At 37.4% G+C, this 17112-nt stretch carries 19 protein-coding genes; 2 read left to right on the top strand and 17 right to left on the bottom strand.

Features of this window, described 5'->3' with window-relative positions; genetic code table 11:
- Positions 1-80: 80 nt before the first annotated feature.
- The 3 genes from ACQQ2I_RS06090 to prsW all read right to left on the bottom strand — a co-directional run bounded on the left by ACQQ2I_RS06090 (position 81) and on the right by prsW (position 2876).
- Positions 81-1331 carry a PepSY1/2 domain-containing protein gene (locus ACQQ2I_RS06090; RefSeq protein ID WP_431029675.1) on the bottom strand — a complete coding sequence of 417 codons (1251 nt, stop codon included), beginning with the start codon at positions 1329-1331 and terminating at the stop codon, positions 81-83.
- A gap of 9 nt (positions 1332-1340) precedes the next feature.
- Complete coding sequence (sleB, locus tag ACQQ2I_RS06085; protein ID WP_431029674.1) at positions 1341-2105, bottom strand: spore cortex-lytic enzyme; 765 nt, start codon at positions 2103-2105, stop codon at positions 1341-1343.
- 96 nt (positions 2106-2201) lie between these two features.
- Positions 2202-2876, bottom strand: a complete 675-nt coding sequence (gene prsW / locus ACQQ2I_RS06080) for a glutamic-type intramembrane protease PrsW (protein ID WP_431029673.1) — start codon at positions 2874-2876, stop codon at positions 2202-2204.
- Positions 2877-2963: 87 nt separating this feature from the next.
- Here prsW and ACQQ2I_RS06075 point away from each other — a divergent pair, with 87 nt between their 5' ends.
- Positions 2964-3932, top strand: a complete 969-nt coding sequence (locus ACQQ2I_RS06075) for an asparaginase (RefSeq protein WP_431029672.1) — start codon at positions 2964-2966, stop codon at positions 3930-3932.
- An 84-nt stretch (positions 3933-4016) separates the two neighbouring features.
- Here ACQQ2I_RS06075 and ACQQ2I_RS06070 read toward each other — a convergent pair whose 3' ends face one another.
- The 9 genes from ACQQ2I_RS06070 to ACQQ2I_RS06030 all read right to left on the bottom strand — a co-directional run bounded on the left by ACQQ2I_RS06070 (position 4017) and on the right by ACQQ2I_RS06030 (position 13826).
- A complete protein-coding gene (locus tag ACQQ2I_RS06070) occupies positions 4017-4973 on the bottom strand; it encodes a YpdA family putative bacillithiol disulfide reductase (RefSeq protein WP_431029671.1) in 957 nt (318 codons plus the stop codon).
- A gap of 254 nt (positions 4974-5227) precedes the next feature.
- On the bottom strand, positions 5228-5992 hold the full coding sequence (locus tag ACQQ2I_RS06065; RefSeq protein WP_431029670.1) for a metallophosphoesterase: 765 nt from the start codon (positions 5990-5992) through the stop codon (positions 5228-5230).
- Between the two features lie 93 nt (positions 5993-6085).
- Positions 6086-6745, bottom strand: coding sequence for a LysM peptidoglycan-binding domain-containing protein (locus tag ACQQ2I_RS06060; protein ID WP_431029669.1), 660 nt, complete (start codon positions 6743-6745; stop codon positions 6086-6088).
- A 77-nt stretch (positions 6746-6822) separates the two neighbouring features.
- Complete coding sequence (locus tag ACQQ2I_RS06055) at positions 6823-8259, bottom strand: RecQ family ATP-dependent DNA helicase (RefSeq protein ID WP_431029668.1); 1437 nt, start codon at positions 8257-8259, stop codon at positions 6823-6825.
- A gap of 3 nt (positions 8260-8262) precedes the next feature.
- Positions 8263-9297 carry a helix-turn-helix domain-containing protein gene (locus ACQQ2I_RS06050; RefSeq protein WP_431029667.1) on the bottom strand — a complete coding sequence of 345 codons (1035 nt, stop codon included), beginning with the start codon at positions 9295-9297 and terminating at the stop codon, positions 8263-8265.
- Between the two features lie 1304 nt (positions 9298-10601).
- Entirely contained in the window at positions 10602-11591 is a 990-nt protein-coding gene (locus ACQQ2I_RS06045) for an HNH endonuclease (protein WP_431029666.1), read from the bottom strand.
- Positions 11592-11796: 205 nt separating this feature from the next.
- Positions 11797-12348, bottom strand: coding sequence for a hypothetical protein (locus ACQQ2I_RS06040; protein ID WP_431029665.1), 552 nt, complete (start codon positions 12346-12348; stop codon positions 11797-11799).
- Positions 12349-12462: 114 nt separating this feature from the next.
- The gene (locus ACQQ2I_RS06035) at positions 12463-13389 is read right to left on the bottom strand and encodes an HTH domain-containing protein (RefSeq protein WP_431029664.1); all 927 of its coding nucleotides are present in this window, start codon (positions 13387-13389) and stop codon (positions 12463-12465) included.
- Positions 13386-13826: a hypothetical protein gene (locus tag ACQQ2I_RS06030; RefSeq protein WP_431029663.1), complete on the bottom strand. Its 441-nt coding sequence runs from the start codon at positions 13824-13826 to the stop codon at positions 13386-13388. The genes ACQQ2I_RS06035 and ACQQ2I_RS06030 overlap by 4 nt, the downstream gene beginning before the upstream one ends.
- Before the next feature lie 208 nt (positions 13827-14034).
- Between ACQQ2I_RS06030 and ACQQ2I_RS06025 the strand changes: the two genes are divergently transcribed.
- Positions 14035-14247 carry a helix-turn-helix domain-containing protein gene (locus tag ACQQ2I_RS06025; RefSeq protein WP_431029662.1) on the top strand — a complete coding sequence of 71 codons (213 nt, stop codon included), beginning with the start codon at positions 14035-14037 and terminating at the stop codon, positions 14245-14247.
- Between the two features lie 123 nt (positions 14248-14370).
- Here ACQQ2I_RS06025 and ACQQ2I_RS06020 read toward each other — a convergent pair whose 3' ends face one another.
- From ACQQ2I_RS06020 to ACQQ2I_RS06000, 5 genes are all read right to left on the bottom strand, one after another.
- Complete coding sequence (locus ACQQ2I_RS06020; protein ID WP_431029661.1) at positions 14371-15126, bottom strand: adenylate/guanylate cyclase domain-containing protein; 756 nt, start codon at positions 15124-15126, stop codon at positions 14371-14373.
- Position 15127: 1 nt separating this feature from the next.
- Positions 15128-15709: a Pycsar system effector family protein gene (locus tag ACQQ2I_RS06015; protein WP_431029660.1), complete on the bottom strand. Its 582-nt coding sequence runs from the start codon at positions 15707-15709 to the stop codon at positions 15128-15130.
- Positions 15710-15931: 222 nt separating this feature from the next.
- A complete protein-coding gene (locus tag ACQQ2I_RS06010) occupies positions 15932-16303 on the bottom strand; it encodes a hypothetical protein (protein WP_431029659.1) in 372 nt (123 codons plus the stop codon).
- Between the two features lie 51 nt (positions 16304-16354).
- Positions 16355-16639, bottom strand: a complete 285-nt coding sequence (locus tag ACQQ2I_RS06005; protein ID WP_431029658.1) for a hypothetical protein — start codon at positions 16637-16639, stop codon at positions 16355-16357.
- A 126-nt stretch (positions 16640-16765) separates the two neighbouring features.
- Positions 16766-17110, bottom strand: a complete 345-nt coding sequence (locus ACQQ2I_RS06000) for a hypothetical protein (RefSeq protein ID WP_431029657.1) — start codon at positions 17108-17110, stop codon at positions 16766-16768.
- Between the last annotated feature and the right edge of the window lie 2 nt (positions 17111-17112).

Here is a 17112-nt window from a genome sequence, read left to right as displayed (position 1 = left end):
TCTAACCCCTCAAATCACAAATAATACCCCTATTATGGCACGAATTTGAAATTTTTTCTATAAGGTGAGACAATGTTTCATTAGATTAATTTCTCTGTTTGGATAACATCATGTGTATTTGCATCGATTAATACACGGAATGTATCATTTGTATCATTATTAACCCGCACCGTCATTTCATAGCAAAGAACTAATTCATATCCCGCATTTTCGGTATAAACTAGTTTTGTATCCTCAACAGTCACTCTATCCGTAAAATATTCATCTGCATTTAAAGGAGTAGGCTTTGTATCTGGAATTGTTTCCTTTTGTATATATTCCATTGTGTTAGCCCCTAACACTTCGCCATTGTCTTTCGCAATTTTCAATTGGATACTATCTGGGTAGACAAGTGCATCGCCCGCTTGTCGTGTAAATACGAAATGCCATGCTTCATGATTTTCGCGTGCTTCCGTATAAACAACATCCGTAAAACCTGCTTGTTTCAAAAATTGGATTGCCGTATCACGTGCTTGTTGTTGACTAATATTTTGCTCATTAACTGGACGCTCCAATAAGAAGGACAGCAAATGCCCACCTTTTTTTGTTACATCCGCGTAACCAAGTCGAGAGCCTCGCACAAATTGAATATGATAGAACGGATAGGCAGCATCGTCTGCATTCATGGATACAGTAAGCGTCGCACCATCTATCGTTGGAAATAACTCCCGTACTCTATTCACGGCTTGTTCTTTTGTCACGTCTTTATCTGTTATATGTGCTAGTTCGCGTTTTTTCTGATAATCTGACTCACTAGCGGTAATAGGGAAGTTCGCTTCACGGTAACTTTTCACAGTAGTAGAAACTTGCTTAAATGGCGAATTGACTTCATCAAGTAAATGATCTTGCCATGTATTATAATCACTGTCTGCTGCAAAATAGCGAGCTGTTGCTACAGTCCAGTCTTCAGATAACATTTTCATATTTTGCGAAATACCTTCCCAATCTGCTTCGGTCCCTCGCTTCGCTTGCTCACCCATTTTACCTAAATAACTCAAAAGCTCACTTGCTACTTCGGATTGAATCGGCAGTTTGGTAATGGAATTACGCAACTCATTACTTAATCGCCAAATGGAATCCATTTCTTCTGAACGCGCTTGTTCATCTTGAAATAATTGTGCTTGCAACACCGTCTTAGATAGGTTATTTAATTTTTCTGACGCACTTGCTAATTCACTTGTATATTGCGCATGGACCGCTTGTTTTAATTCCCCATTCTCTTGTGAAAGATGAATCGTATACAGCACTAAAGCAAAGGACAAAATGCCTAATAAATATAATGTATTTTTCATATTACACCTCTAATAGCAAAAAATATGTTCGCCGATTTGTTTGATTTGAGGTCGTGTCCAAATCCATGCACTCGTCGCTGTCTCTGGGTTGAAATAATAGAGCGCATTTTCTGAAGGGTCCCAACCATTCATTGCATCTAACACCGCTTGTTTAGCTCGATCATTTGGCGTTAACCAAATTTGACCATCCGCTACCGCTGTAAAGGCACGCGGTTGGAAGATAATATCTGAAATATTGTTTGGAAATTCATCTGATTCCAGCCTGTTTAAAATAACCGCAGCTACTGCCACCTGTCCTTCATACGGTTCACCTCGCGATTCACCATAAACGGCATTCGCCATGAGTTGTAAATCTTGCTCCGAGTATTTATTGGGCAATTGAACTTGACTATTTTTCGTTCCTTGTTGCACTTGTTGCTCCAGTGGAATGCCACCATAATGGGTGAACCTCGTCCCTTTATTAATTTGTTCCTGTACAAATGCTTGATAATATTTCGAGTTATTTGTCAGTACTTTTTTTGTTTCTGAACCGGCAAGACCGTCTACTTTTAAACCGTAGTCTTGTTGAAAATTGCGCAATGCCCAGTACGTACCATAGCCAAAAATCCCATCAATTTTCCCTTTATAGTACCCTATATATTGCAACCTCGCCTGCAATTCAATTACATCGTCACCAAATGCACCACGTTCTACAACTTGTGACGAAAAGGCATTCGTTTGTATCGGTACTACACCAAAACATAATATTAAAATGAATAACCATTTTTTCATCATCCATATATCACTCCTTTTCTAGGTAGGATGTAAAAGGAGAAACATTTTATACACAAAAAAAAGCTTTTGCTAACGAATTTTGTTAACAAAAGCTAGTTACATTTTATTATTTTCATATAAATGCACTACTAAATGGCGATGGGCCAATTTCACTTTCCTTAGACCAAACCACCATAAAAATAACATGAACGGTACTACTAGGTACATAAGATTGCCTTTAAGCGTTAAAATTGTGTTATAACTAAAATGCAGTATCATAGGTGCGATGAGTGCAAGAAGTAAATATTCGATTTGCTTATCATCTTTTGAAAATTTACTTTTACCAAAATAATAGCCCATCACAACACCGAATAGCGCATGACTCGATACAGGTAACAAGGCGCGAAGAAACGCTTTGTCAATACCAAATGATAGTAAATATAAAATGTTTTCTACTGTCGCAAATCCTAATGAAACGGCAGCACCATATAATATGCCATCATATGGATCGTCAAATTCCACGTGGCGCAAAATAGCTGTAAAAATGACAAGCCATTTAAAAAACTCTTCAATTGCACTTGTAAATACAACGGTTGTAAAAAATACACTTGAAAACGTTTGCTCTTCCGCAAGTACAAATTGAATGAACATGATAGGGAATGTTATGAGCGCACCATATATAAATGAGTGTAGGAGTGTGCGTCTTGGTTCTGTAGACATTTGATTGCGCAAATAAAAATAACTCAGGAGTGCTAGACCTGGTGCAATCGCAGCCGATAACAATATGAACATGTCACTACCTCCTTACATTCGAAACAAATTCATCTTTCCTATTATAACAAAAACAGTTGCAAGAAAGTGCAAACAGGAGGTTTTCTGATGAAAAAAAATATTTTATTAATTCATACAGGTGGGACCATTTCAATGCAAATGAGTCCAGAAGGTGCCGTCTTGCCAAACGAACGAAACCCGATTGTTGATGCAAAGGAAACATTGTCAAGCTACGCACATATCATCGAGGTGGAAGCATTTAATTTACCTTCCCCACATATTACGCCCACTGAAATGTTAGCATTACGTAATGTAATTATAGCACAAACACAGCTCTATAAAATTGACGGTGTTGTGATAACACACGGGACAGATACGTTAGAAGAAACGGCATACTTTTTAGATTTAACGACGAATTTTGACTTTCCCATTGTATTAACAGGAGCGATGCGTTCTTCAAATGAACTCGGGGCAGATGGTGTTTATAACTTAGTGGAAGCCGTACGTGTCGCCTGTGATGAAAAGGCACGTAAAAAAGGTGTGCTCGTTGTCATGAATGACGAAATCCATCAAGCGTTTAATATTACGAAAACGTCAACCTCTAGTGTCAATACATTCCAAAGTCCACAATACGGTCCGATTGGATTAGTAACAAAAAAAGCAATTCATATCCAGCAGCAGCCCGTTAGAAGGCAATATGTACCATTAGAGACTATGAAAAAGCGTGTTGCATTATTAAAGGTGTACGCTGGGATGGAAGCTGATCTTATTGAAGCGATTCATACAGCGGGATACGACGGGTTAGTACTTGAAGGTTTAGGCCAAGGAAATGTGCCACCAGCTGTGGCGAATACGATTAAAAAACTATTAGCACAGCAAATCCCAGTCGTCCTCGTTTCGAGATGCTTTAACGGGATTGCAGAAGGAATCTACGGATATGAAGGCGGCGGTAAACAATTAGAAGATGCTGGTGTCATTTTTGCAAACGGTATTAATGGACAAAAAGCCCGTTTGAAGCTCTTAATCGGCATCAATCAAGCCCATACACCGATTGACTTAAAACTCTTTTTTGCCTAAAAGACATTACGATTTTTGACATCATTTTAGCGCAATTTAACATAAAGTGGTGGATGCTCTATGTTGTAGCATCCACGACTTTATTTATCCGTTAATTTTATTGGCAATGAGGTCACCATGGAAGCGACCGTTTTCGATAAAGATTTCATTGGCATTGTTCCCTGCTGCAATGACGCCAGCAATAAACAAGTTCTCTACATTTGTTTCCATCGTTTCAGGGTTAAAGTATGGGCGTCCCGTTTCTTCATCGATGTTCACACCCATTTCACGAATAAAATCATGATCCGGATGATAGCCTGTCATCGCAAAGACAAAGTCATTTTTCACTATTTTCTTCTCACCTTGTACGTCAATGACGACCTTATCTTCATAAATTTCTGCGACATGACTTTCAAAGTGCATTGTAATTTCCCCATTGCGAACACACGCATCAAACTCTGGTAAAATCCATGGTTTGACGCTAGGTGAATACTCACTTCCTCGGTACACAACCGTCACACGGGCACTTGCTTTGTTCAACTCTAACGCTGCATCAACAGCTGAATTTTTGCCCCCAATTACGACCACATCCGTATCAAAAAATGCATGCGCTTCTTTGAAATAATGATGCACTTTCGGCAAATCCTCGCCCGGAATACCGATATAATTCGGATGATCGTAATAACCTGTCGCAATGACTACATAAGGCGTTTCATATTGACCTTTTGTCGTAGAAACAATAAATTGGCTATCTTTTTTGTCTACACGATTTACTTTTTCAAAGCGATTTACTTGGATATTTTTCGCTTTTACTACTTCACGATAGTACACAAGCGCCTGATTTCGGCGCGGTTTGCGCTCCTCTATAATAAATGGCACATCGCCAATCGCTAATTTTTCACTTGTACTAAAAAATATTTGGTGTGTCGGGTAATGGTATAATGCATTAACAATATTCCCTTTTTCAATGACAATTGGCTTTAATCCTATTTTTTGAAGCTCAATTGCTGCCGATAATCCACATGGGCCTCCACCGACAATAATTGCATCTACTTTTTCCATGAGTAAAACCTTCCTTCTAAAAATCCAATTACTCTTAGTGTACCGCTTTTCCTTCCCTATTTCGAGCCTATTCGACGATTTGTCTGTTTAACAGAACCCTTGTCACAAAATTTCCGCTCGTTTCAACAAGTTTCCTTATTCCTTCATACAGTCCTCCAATGCACGAATTGTTAAGTACTTAATACCGTCCTAATGCTTTCAGAAAGACACACCTTCGCGGATACGTATCTTTCCTATCTAAAAAAGCTGTCGCATTATATGCAATCAGCTTTTTGGCATGTGATCGTAATGATATGACACTCTGGTTTGGCCATCAAACGAAGAGGCATAAGCGTTGTCCCGTACCCATTACTCACTAAAGTAGGTACACCCTTTCGTATAGAAAATGAGCCGTGTGGATGCACACCAAATGACCCTAATCGAATTTGTCCACCGTGTAAATGTCCACCCATCATTAATGTTGGTTTATGCAACGGATACGCTTTATAAAATACTTGGGGGTTATGTGAAACAAACAGCGTAATATCTCCGTCCTGACATTTTTCAAGAGCCTTTTCAAAACTATAAGCACGTGTCGATGTATCGTCAATTGCACTAATCCATGTCGAATTTGCCCTGTTTGGCAACAAAACAGCATCATTTTCCACAACGGTTACATCATACTGAGCCAATAATGCCCGGAACTGCTCTTCTCCTACTTCTCGGTCGTTATTTCCCCAAATAAAGTAGATGGGTCCGAGCTTCCTAAGCTTTTGTAAGTTTTCCTTTATCTGCTTTAGTGGCACACGTTTATCTGCAAAATCTCCACCAATAATGACAGCTTCTACCGACTTTATTTGTTGCAGCATATGCGTGGACATCCGCCGATTGTGGACATCCGAAATAAAGAACACAGCAAATTGATCTTCATTCCCTGTAGCTTGCACCGTATGTGTGCGAATATTATTTTCATGTGCTTCTTTTACCATATAGAGCACAAAAAGAAGCAAGATGCAAAACACGACATACATCCAGGTCATCTAGCTTCCTCCCATTCATTAGAAAAAGACGACTCCATTGACATGGGTCCGTCTTTTTCCATATTGTACTTTATGTACACATATCATATTATTTTACGGTAAAACAAGTGTTTGTCCAACATAAATGGATTCTGAATTTAAACCGTTTGCTTGTTTGATTTTTTCCACTGCACTTGGATCATTATAATAATTCATCGCGATACGGTATAATGTCTCATTTGATTGGACTGTATGCGTTTTTTTCGATTTCGCAGCTTCCTCTGCTTGACGCTTAGCCTCTTCCTCGGCTTTCTTTTTTGCTTCTTCCTTTGCCTTTTGCTCAGCTGCTGCTTTTTCTTCGGCCACTTTTGCTGCCTCAGCCGCTGCTGATGCTTGAGCTGCTGCTAATTCTTTTTTCTGCTCTTCCGATAAATCATCTAGTTTTTCAGAAGTTGCTTTCCCGTCTTTTTTCTCGCCTTCATCTTCCTCATCATCTGCTGCTTCAGCTACTACTGGCGGTTCATTTTTTTCCACTTGTACAACATCATTTGCTTGTTCTACTGTTTCTACTGGACTAGTAGGTTCATAAATAAATTGCGTATAAATAAGCACTAATAACGGAATAAATATGAAGATGACAAGTAAAGTAGGCATAAGTGGGCTTTTACGCTTTTTTACTTTACCTTTTGAGCGAGACATTCTAGATTTAGTCGTTTCGAGCTCAATTTCTTGACGATCTTCTTCGATTTTTTCGCGATAGTCCTCTTTTGTCATTTGCACACCCTCCAAACTTCGCTATCTATTTCATATTATGACGAAATTTACGAGAAAAGTAAACGGTCGAAATCGTTTCAGTTACGCCCAAACAACAATTTTCGCAAACGTTCTTCCCAATGCATTGTTTTTCTATGTTGAAGCAATTCACGAGATTCCGTTACATCGGCGACATTAAAGCCACAATTGCTGCAGCAAATGGCGTGTACAGCGGTCAGTTTTTGTCCAAAATACTGAACGAGCTGATAGCGCATACAGTTAGATGTATCAATGATTTGAAGCATTTCTTGCACCGCCTGATATTTTTCAGCTTCCATTTGAGCTAGTCGTTTTTTGACAGCTTGCGGTGCTTCCTGCTGCATCCAATACGCCAACACGCGGTAGGCCGTTTCTGATATTTCGCCTGTTTCGAGCATTATTTTAGGATTTTCTTGCAGTTGCACACGTTGAACATATGCATCCACATGGGCATACTTTGGTAAATCTTCAATCGCCACATAATGCGCGTAATGCTCGTCTCCTTCTGCATAGAGTAAGATGGCTAACGCGTCTTCCCCATCGCGTCCTGCGCGTCCTATTTCTTGCATATAGTTCGATACATTCGCTGGCATGGACTCATGAATTACTTGTCGAATATTGTGCTTATGTACCCCCATGCCAAATGCATTGGTTGCTACAATCCACTCTACATCCCCTTGAATAAACTGCTGCTGAATAAATTGCCGATCATCCACTTCTTTCCCAGCGTGGTAGCTTACTGCAGAAATGCCTCGCTCAATTAATAGTTGACTGAATTCATCACATTTTTTTCGGGATGGCATATAAATAATACCTGGGCCTTTTGTACTTGTGACGTGCTGTAAAATCCAATGTTGCTTCTCTTCTTTTAGAGAAAATGTATATTTGGCAAGTTTAATATTTTCCCGGTCTACATGATGGATAAATTGATACGGCTCTTTCATGTGTAAATACGTTTTAATATCGGCTAATACCGAATCTGTCGCTGTTGCTGTTAATGCTAAAATCGGTGGACGATTAGGCCGCAAAATTTCACCTATCCGTAAATAATCCGGTCTAAAGTCAAACCCCCATTGCGAGATACAATGAGCCTCATCCGCCACAATAAGTGACAAATCCATCTCCATTAAACGCTCACGAACGGGCTGCTGTGTGAGCATTTCAGGGGATGTAAAAATAAAACGATATTCATGTAAAAAATGGAGCGCGTATGCCTTTTCATTTGGCGATAGGAAAGAATTTAACGCCACAACCCGCTTTTCACCGCGTTGCTTTAACTGATCGACTTGGTCCTGCATTAAAGAAAGCAGCGGTGACACAATAAGCACTGTTTTTTCAAACAGATAGCCTGGTAGCTGGTAACATAAAGATTTCCCCATCCCTGTCGGTAACAAGGCGATACAGTCACGTCCTTCGAGTAACTGCTCAATAACTTCCTTCTGCCCGGGTCGAAATGTATCGTAGCCAAAAACTTGTTGTAATGTTTGTTCTAACACACACTACACCTCCCCTTTCGCAAGAGCTAAGCGAATTTGAAAATACGTTAAATGTGGTAGTACTGTATGTAATACTTTTAATTTTCGCGTCGCATAATCTTCCACCATACTATGCACTTGTCGTTGCTCTTCAATTGTCACAAATGAGGTAATATCAAACGTTGGCTCATTCATCGCTAACTCAACTAAATGATCCTCAATGGTGCTCTGTTTTAAACGTCTCATAATACAAATTTGCTCGATCGGATAGCCCTGATGATAGAGCTGTGCCGTTTGATACGCTGATTCAGTCAATACATTTTCAATGCGAATCTGTTCTGCCAATTTCGATAAGTACGGCCAGCGCGTTCCATCACGGTTTATTGCATCAAGCCAGCGATGAAGCCCACTCACAAATTGCAGTTGACAATCTAACTCGGGCATCTGATATTCAAAGCTCAGTTGCTGCCACGGTATACCGATTACCCCAACACCCGTTAAACGGTTCATCAGTAACTCTTTCTGTAAAGTAGACATCGTTGACTGCTCTAAGCTACTGATGATTTCTTCATAAAGGGGCTGCTGGATCGCAGTGGACTGATACTTAACATCCCGTAAAAATTGACGACACCACGCTTGAATTTGTTCGTCTCGTTGTACGGGTATAAAAGCTAGAATGCAGGCAGATTGGTTAGACAAGCTTTGGACAATGAGCGATAGCCGCGCGAAAAAAGTATGCTCATTTCCGCGGTAATGCCAGCCGTCAAAATACGGAAGCTGTAATTGACTTCCCTGTTCCTCACCTGCTGCCGTTAACGTAAAATAATCATTTTCTTCTACCATTATGTAACCGTTATCTCGTAATAGTTGCACTTCTTGCTCAAATGTTTGACGAGATAGCTTTCTTAACAAGCCAAAATACGGATACAACTTAAAAATCCCGACATCTTGAATCGTCTGACCTGAACGCTTTCCACGAAGCAAATGGTAGCCCGCATTGATCGTCCGTTCGTTATTCAATTTATGAAAAATATGCAAAAGAATTTGTTGTAAAATCAAAGCAAATCCCTCTTTTTCGTAATGTATTGTTAAAAAGTCAAGCATGTTGATTTACCTTTTATTGTTAAATAGAACAGTAGAATACGTTGATTTCCGCTACGGCTGACTCGCTTTCCGCAGGCACGGCTTCAACTAATTTATTTCGGCTATTGCCGAAATAAATGGATTTTCAACTCGGGGCAACATGATGTTGCTCACAAAGGCGTTGCCACAGGACGTGGCGACTTTAGCCTTTGATCTTTCTCCTGCAGGAGTCAAGTCGCCTTCGCTCCAATCAACGAGCAAGCGCCTTTTATCAACCATTCCATTAAAAAATCGTGCTAATTACCTACCGATATTTTTATAATCAACACACCTGTTAAAAAGTATAACTAAATCATGCAAAAAGCCTATGATATCAAGGATATTAAGGCTTTTTCATCGCGGTTACAGTAATAATCACTATGACTAATTTTATCACCAGTATGATAGCATACACGCTAAAAGAAATGATTGCTGGTAATAGGACTAACCACCACGACCACGCAATCACTTCTGTTAGCTTTAATATGATGAATACAACCGTAACTATTTCAGCTATCCCATGTGATCACCTCAGCTACATTATAGTATAAAGTGAAACTTCAATCAGTGGGGGTTTTCTTCAATTTTGACTTGATACGGCAAGATTTTGCTCGTGCCGAGGTGTTTTGACCGGATGCAGCGACTTTTTGCTCGGATACCGTGGCTTTTTGACCGCATACGGCAGGCTTTTGCTGGGATACGGCAAGGTTTTTTACTCGCGCCGGGGTGTTTTTGACCGGATGCGGCGGGCTTTTGCTCGGATAGATAATCATATATAATTTTTTGTATTTCTCGTCTCATAATTTATCATTTGGTGCTAGAATAAGCTTGTTGGAGAAATAGCTTGAAAGATATTTTTTTGAACATGGTTAAATATGCTATAATGAAGCCCATTGACATCTGTCAATTGACAAAACCTTTATTTCACAAGGTTTTCATATCTCATACATTTGTATGAAATTCGTGTTTTCACTGTTGAAAAGTATAGCCCAATAATGCAGAAAAGCCTATAATACCAATGATGTCAAGGCTTTTTTAGTTATCGTAAAATTCTTTGAATACGGTTTTGAATACGGTTTACCTAAAATACGTTGTCGGGGGCAAGATTTTAAATAGAAGATTGAGGCTTATTGCTTCGATCTTTTTATTTGGCCGATCACAAAGGAAAAGCACCCACGAAAATTCTTGTGGATGCCTTCATAACCTATTTAACAATTTGTAAATGCTTCCTCACGAGATAATCAATTATTCTCTTTAGACTTATATTCATCACTCTTAGCAAGTAGTTCTTTCACATCTTCTTCTAAATCTAAAATATGCATTTTTTTATGACACGAAGGATCTAATGCAACTGTATTGTAAATTGTATCTTCTCCGCCTTTGCTTAACCATTTAATATGATGACTTTCTAAATAAGGCCTTCCTTTCTTGTCATTAAAAGGGGCAGGATTTCCACAAAGATCACAAATACCATTGGCTCGACGTTTTACATATTCAGAAACATATGGATCACGATCAAAGGTCTTAGAAGTCGTATATCGTTGGCCAAGACGATCCGCATTCTTAGCTCGATTAAATAGATCTTGATTGTTCAATTTTTGAGCTTCTTTTACCTTCTCCTGTTCCTTCTCTTTTAATAAATCTTCTGGAATTAAATATTTATTCCCAACAATACGAAGCGGAAACATCCAGACAGTTCTTCCTGCTTGTAACTCCGTATAAGGATCTTGAACAAGCTCTACTTGCCCTTTAAATACATGTTCACCTGATTTAAACGCCTCGAATAAATACACTCGAACACCATTAGTTCTAGATTCATTAAGTGTTTTATTTTGGCCAAACTCTATATCCTGATCTCCTTCTTGTCCCATTCCTGTGTAAAGAAGTATTTCCTCTCCCTCACTATTAATGATCCATTTATCTTCATAAATACCTTTAGTGTGATCAGAAAATATAACAAGCGTATTCGTTGAATGTGATCGTCTCATACCTCCCTGCGTAGAGCACTTAAAGGCTTTGGCAATTTCCTGATTATGATAAACTTCACCAATCACTAAGTTCTCTATTCCACGTTGCCTATCGTCTATCCAGACTTTAACTTCTTCAATATTGTAACGTTTGGATTTCCCGATTTGAGTAAACGGCAGACCTTCCTTTTCCATTCTGTGTAATGTAGTCCTTGAAATCTTGAATAATTCTTGCAGTTGTTTTGAATCAATTAGTTTATCCATGATAACGCCGCCCCTTTTCGTTTCATCATTTGTTTCAAATTGTTTCTTTTTTTATTATATATCGTTCCTTTGATAGTTTCAAACTTTTGTCTATATTAAAAATCTTTTATTTAAATATCCACAAAAAAACACCTGCCGCAGCAAGTGCTTTATAAGAACATCGGCTCAATATTGAGCAAGTCCCTTCTTTGTGTTAAAATACTATTTACAAGTTCATTTCTTTAGTCGATGTTGGCGCATCGGCTTTTTTATTTTCCTCGCTTTTAGCTACCACTTTTGCTACCTTTTCGGTTATATACGTTGACACTTCTTCAAAACTTTCCGGCTCTCGGCCAACCTCTTTGATAAATGTTTTGATGTTGCCTTCCATTGCAAAAGCGTTCCAGCCTTCCACACTATTTATATCCAGTTTGGTAGTTACGTTACTTGATTGCTCTGCTTCTCCCTTTATTACTGTTTCGTGTAATTCATTGGCATGAATATTAAGGGTATTAACTCCTTCTGACATTTCCTTAAACAAAGGATGGAATCCCATATCAATCAAACGTACTGTATCTCGTATTTCATTAACTGCAAGATATGACATACCCCAGTCTTTATCCCACCCTTTATGTGTGATCTCGTCAATTCGCTCCATTAACTTTGCTACTGCCCCTTGTATAACCTCTAATTGAATTATTTGTGCTGATAAGTTATAAACACTGTGGCTATTTTCTTGAACGACTGTTCTTAATGTATGTTGAATTTGTTGCTGCATATATTTCTCCCTCTTTTCTAGTTATTGGTTCGCTACTGCTTTCAGTAGCAACATTTTATTACGTGTGGATAAAGCACGCCACTCACTAACTTTTACTAGCATTATCTCCCCCCCCTAAGCATTTAATTTTGCTAATACTTTAGCGCGTTCTGCTTCATAATCAATACCCGCTGCAGGCTCTATTATTTGCTCATTACGCTTATCAAACCAATGCGGAACTAACTCCCTTACACGTTGTTGTATCGGCCTGTAAGTCGGTTGTGTGGCTTGTTCTACTTGACGTTGAATAATACGTGATAACATGGCACATTCGTTACGTACATCTTTTTTACGTATTAATGCTTCCATTGAGCTAATCATCACCTGCTCCAATTGTATGTGGCTAAGGGTACCTTTATATCGCTTCATGCTCCCAAATACAACGGGAAGTAATACTTCAAAATCACGTTGTTCTTTCACAGGTTGTGACGTGTAGATGATCTCCAGCTTATCTTGGAGTGTGACCTGTGGCGAATACGTATTACACGAATTTACGAAAGAATGATTAAAAACATTTTCGTTAAAAGAATTAAAAGATTGCGTTTTTAAATTTATGTGTGAATCGTTGATATACTGCGTGTTTTGCGTATGTTGCTGATAGGACACAGATGATAAGACATGCATGTTAGGACTTGTTGAGACATTCTGTGTCATTTCATTAGGGAGAATCCTATAGATAGATGCCCCCTTGATACCATGTTTACGTGTGCTGCTAATTTTTTCGATAATGTGTAATTCAGTTAACTTCTTTATGGCTCGATAAACTGTTTTGGTCGTAACGCCAATCTCATTTGCGAGCGTATCTGCTTTAATATGGCAAGCACCTGGATACTTCAATGAGTGGCGCGATAGTGTATAAAGTGTTCGACGTTCAGCTAATGTCAGCTTGTCGAAATGCGTATAGATGTGATCCTTTACTGCTGCATCCATTTCTTCGACAGATAAAAATGTTTGGTGTTCACGTAAGTAACCGAATACACCGTTTGATTGAATTTCTTTCATTGATTTCTCCCTACCTTTCGTGGCTGCCAATCCAGATACGATGGTATTACAGGTATTACAGGTATTACACGCATGTTCATAATTTGCTTGCACTTGCTACAGAAACATCTATTTTCGTACCACGTGTAATGGACCACTTCGCTAGCAACAAAATTACGTTCATATTCAGCGCAATATTTGCTATTTGTTTCTTTAATATGGACTACCTCTTTCACTGTGGAAGTTGATGCAACACTTTCAGACTTTACTAATTCATCCAGCAGCGCGTCATTGATAAGAGCAGTTAGCTCCATCAGCATGTTGTTTAAATCCAGCAAACGCCCCAAGCGATTTAACGAGCGTACATTCTTTTCCATCTGCTCATATTCAACTTTCTTCAAGTCATAATAAGCATTATGTTTGTCATGCTTTGCCATTAGGATTTCTGACTTTTTCACGGCTGTTCATCTCCTTTCTAATGTGCGGCTTATTTCTCGTCCATTCACCGCTACCTGTTGATAGGTTTTTGACTGCATTTAACTGTCATAAATATAACACCGACTGCATTTAACTGTCAACTATATTTTACTGTCAGTTTTTTATAATTTTTAGTATAATGTCTATAAAGTGATTTTGTAATTTTGTAACATGGGAGGAGTTGAAAGAGTGGCTGCGCGCGCTAAGTCTCGATTGAAAGAAATTTTAGATGAGAGAAACATGTCTATCCGAAAATGTGCTGAAATGTCAGGAGTGAATTTCGAAACAGTCCGTAAAATGTATAACGATGAAGCGAAACAATATCAACGTGATACATTAGGGGCATTGTGTAAAGCTCTGGAATGCGATATAAGCGATTTATTAGAATTAATTGAGGAATAAACACAAAAAACACTCTCGGCTGATTATGCAGCTGAAAGTGTTTTTACAATTGAATTCTTCATCTAATTTAAACAAATGTTCATTATAAATTATCAACTTCAAATTCAAAAAAATCTTGCAAGATTAATCTTGCATACCATCATTTATCCATTTATCAAACTCACTTTTTACTACGTCACCATGATAATAAGTCCCATAGTCTTTACTTACGACACCTGACCACCAATTTGGAGAATCAGGATTTTTTTTCCTAGCTATTGGAATATAATTATGATGGAAAGTGGAAGACATAACGATAGGGGATATTCCGTCTTTGTTCCCTAAATCAGCTAATTTAGCTGCTTTAGCAACACTTTCACCAATCCATACTAGATTATTGATACCGGAAGATTTACGACCCGCTTTTACAACTAATGTATTTTGTGTTGCTAAACCTATACCTGCTTTAATATTTGGGAGCCCACGAACAGAAAGTAGTTTATTTAGCATCTTCATATAGGTATTAATATAGAATGCTCTGTTAGCAATATCAAATATATCATCTTTACTTGGAGTAGAGTATATTGCATAAACACAATCTCCACGAATACCTATTTCTTTTAATTCTGTATCATCTGCATCTTTTCTTAATATCTCAATAATTTCAGAGGTAAATCCTCTAATAACCTTAGCTATGTCCACATCTGTCTTTTCAGTAAACAGCTTAGTAGATTCCCTCAAATCTACAAAAATTGCTCCTGCCCATGCTTTATAACCGTTAGTATATGTAAATTCTTCATCTCTAGGGAATTTTTTAACCTCATTAACATTGTCTGTATTATCTAGAATTTCTTCTACTTTTACTTTTCTACTCTTATAATCGTATGATTTAAATTTCATTTTAAAATCCCCCTAGTTTAAGTAATAGAAAGCCAATTACGTATAATAGAATAAGTGCTACAATACCTGAAAACGAGTAAATAATTCCTTTTTTATAGTATCTAAATTTAACATCACAAATTTTAGAATTAATATATATTTGCGATAAAATATCCTCTATTTCATCATCTTCAGTTTCATTTTGAATTTTTTGTTTAAAGGTATCGTAGTCGCCATTAGCTATTGATCCAAAATAATAAAAAGAAATACTTCTAGTGCCTGAAATTTTAGATGCGAAACTATTCAACCTTGGGACTAATACTGAAATTAAATTAAACCCACCATAAATCACTGATAAAGCTGCTATAAAGATAAGGAGAAGATAAATCAAATTTGAAAAATTAAAATCTCTCGTAGCAGCTATAATTATTTTATTAATACCTGTTAACGATTTTTCAGACAAAAATATAGTAAGGAATATTCCTACAGCTGTAATTCCTATCGAAGCTTTGGTATCACAGCTCTTAATCCAGTCTAATAGTCTATCTAAACGTTCAAGTAAATTATCTTTTTCTAAATTATTAGTAATGGTACTCCCTCCCAAATATGAGTTTAGTGTCTTATAGTAAGAGTATTAAAATAATACAGAAAAACCAGATTTTTCAATATAAAATAGTTTTATAATGCTAAAAATACATACAGTACATCTTGTTTTTTGACCTATTTTTACAGAATATAACACAATTATTCTTTAATAACAAAAAAAGAACATATTAATGAATGAGTATTTAAAAAGCCACACCCTGTAAGATGTGACTAACACTTATTATTTATTGTCTTTTACTCTTCTAAAATAATGCAAAAGTTTTTGCCTTTTAGCAGATCTAACAGTTGAATAAAAAAAGTACCCGCTCACAAGTATTAGATAAACAATAGCTACAGAAATAACAAGTTTTTCACTGACATTTGGTAGAGTCGTCATTCCAAGAAACATCGCTATTATGATGCCCATTGTTCCCCAAAATGCACCACTTCCATTTGCAGTATATTGAATTTCGTTAATTATTGTTGTAAGAATGATTTCCAATTCATTATCACTTAGGGTTGCAAAATCAAACCCACTTTCATGACGGTTTTGGATTTTTGAATAATTGTATAACTCACCATTTTCAATAACTGTATTGGTATTTCCTTCCATTTAAAACACCTCTCTCTTAAATAATATGTTGTTCCTTAAAATCTACATTCTTTATTCCTCAATCATATCCATTTGAATTAAATGTTTACATTTGGGACACTGGCATGACAATTTATAAGTTTTTTTCGTAGGTTTAAACTCATCTATCAATGTATTAACTACTCCTGGAAATGATAAGATAATCGCTGTAATTGAAATTAAATTTACTGAATCAATGTTTCCCTTATAGAACCCCAATATTAGAACTGCTAAAGAATAAATAAAGAATCCAAGTATGAATATTCCTAAAGTGATTAAACTAACTCGAGTATACGTTTTTTTGATTTTCTTCCACATACATATATCCTCCTTAATTTAAGTACGGATAATTGTGGAAAAAGTTTCATAATAAAATACTACCTAGAACGAAGTAGTTTATGTAAAAATAAAAAACACCTACCGAAGTAAGTGTTTGAGACTACCTTATATTACAGGATCAATCCCATTCATTTCTAGCTGACTTTTATAAATAGCTTTATCAGTTTTGGCTAATAGCAGCTCCGTTTTCAGCCTTGAGTTTTCAGTTTGTAAAGCTAGCACAGTTGAGTTGTATTTTTGTTCCCAATCATCAGCAGAGCAATGCTGTGCAAGTACCTGTGCTCTTTTAGTAGCGTATAATGACTTGTCACCCTCACATGATACATAAGCGTCCCGTAAAGCCTGTGAGAGCTGTAATACTTGTGCTATTTGTGGATTGGCCTGCGCTTTTATTTGTGTTCTCGCTTGAAATTCTTGAAGATATTTTTTGTGAGCTTCTTTCTCGTTCATCC

It is taken from the genome of Lysinibacillus sp. LZ02 (genome assembly GCF_050613145.1).
Taxonomy (GTDB): Bacteria; Bacillota; Bacilli; order Bacillales_A; family Planococcaceae; genus Lysinibacillus_B.
Note: the sequence above shows the minus strand (reverse complement) of the source record. Positions and strands in the feature narration are given on the sequence as shown.

Bases quoted from the DNA above. Each gene is read 5' to 3' on its own strand.
- ACQQ2I_RS06000 (WP_431029657.1), bottom strand. From the start codon at position 17,110: ATGAACGAGAAAGAAGCTCACAAAAAATATCTTCAAGAATTTCAAGCG.
- ACQQ2I_RS06070 (WP_431029671.1), bottom strand. From the start codon at position 4,973: ATGGAAAAAGTAGATGCAATTATTGTCGGTGGAGGCCCATGTGGATTA.
- prsW (WP_431029673.1), bottom strand. From the start codon at position 2,876: ATGTTCATATTGTTATCGGCTGCGATTGCACCAGGTCTAGCACTCCTG.
- ACQQ2I_RS06010 (WP_431029659.1), bottom strand. From the start codon at position 16,303: ATGGAAGGAAATACCAATACAGTTATTGAAAATGGTGAGTTATACAAT.
- ACQQ2I_RS06005 (WP_431029658.1), bottom strand. From the start codon at position 16,639: ATGTGGAAGAAAATCAAAAAAACGTATACTCGAGTTAGTTTAATCACT.
- ACQQ2I_RS06075 (WP_431029672.1), top strand. From the start codon at position 2,964: ATGAAAAAAAATATTTTATTAATTCATACAGGTGGGACCATTTCAATG.
- ACQQ2I_RS06045 (WP_431029666.1), bottom strand. From the start codon at position 11,591: ATGGATAAACTAATTGATTCAAAACAACTGCAAGAATTATTCAAGATT.
- ACQQ2I_RS06065 (WP_431029670.1), bottom strand. From the start codon at position 5,992: ATGACCTGGATGTATGTCGTGTTTTGCATCTTGCTTCTTTTTGTGCTC.
- ACQQ2I_RS06040 (WP_431029665.1), bottom strand. From the start codon at position 12,348: ATGCAGCAACAAATTCAACATACATTAAGAACAGTCGTTCAAGAAAAT.
- ACQQ2I_RS06090 (WP_431029675.1), bottom strand. From the start codon at position 1,331: ATGAAAAATACATTATATTTATTAGGCATTTTGTCCTTTGCTTTAGTG.
- sleB (WP_431029674.1), bottom strand. From the start codon at position 2,105: ATGATGAAAAAATGGTTATTCATTTTAATATTATGTTTTGGTGTAGTA.
- ACQQ2I_RS06020 (WP_431029661.1), bottom strand. From the start codon at position 15,126: ATGAAATTTAAATCATACGATTATAAGAGTAGAAAAGTAAAAGTAGAA.
- ACQQ2I_RS06060 (WP_431029669.1), bottom strand. From the start codon at position 6,745: ATGACAAAAGAGGACTATCGCGAAAAAATCGAAGAAGATCGTCAAGAA.
- ACQQ2I_RS06035 (WP_431029664.1), bottom strand. From the start codon at position 13,389: ATGAAAGAAATTCAATCAAACGGTGTATTCGGTTACTTACGTGAACAC.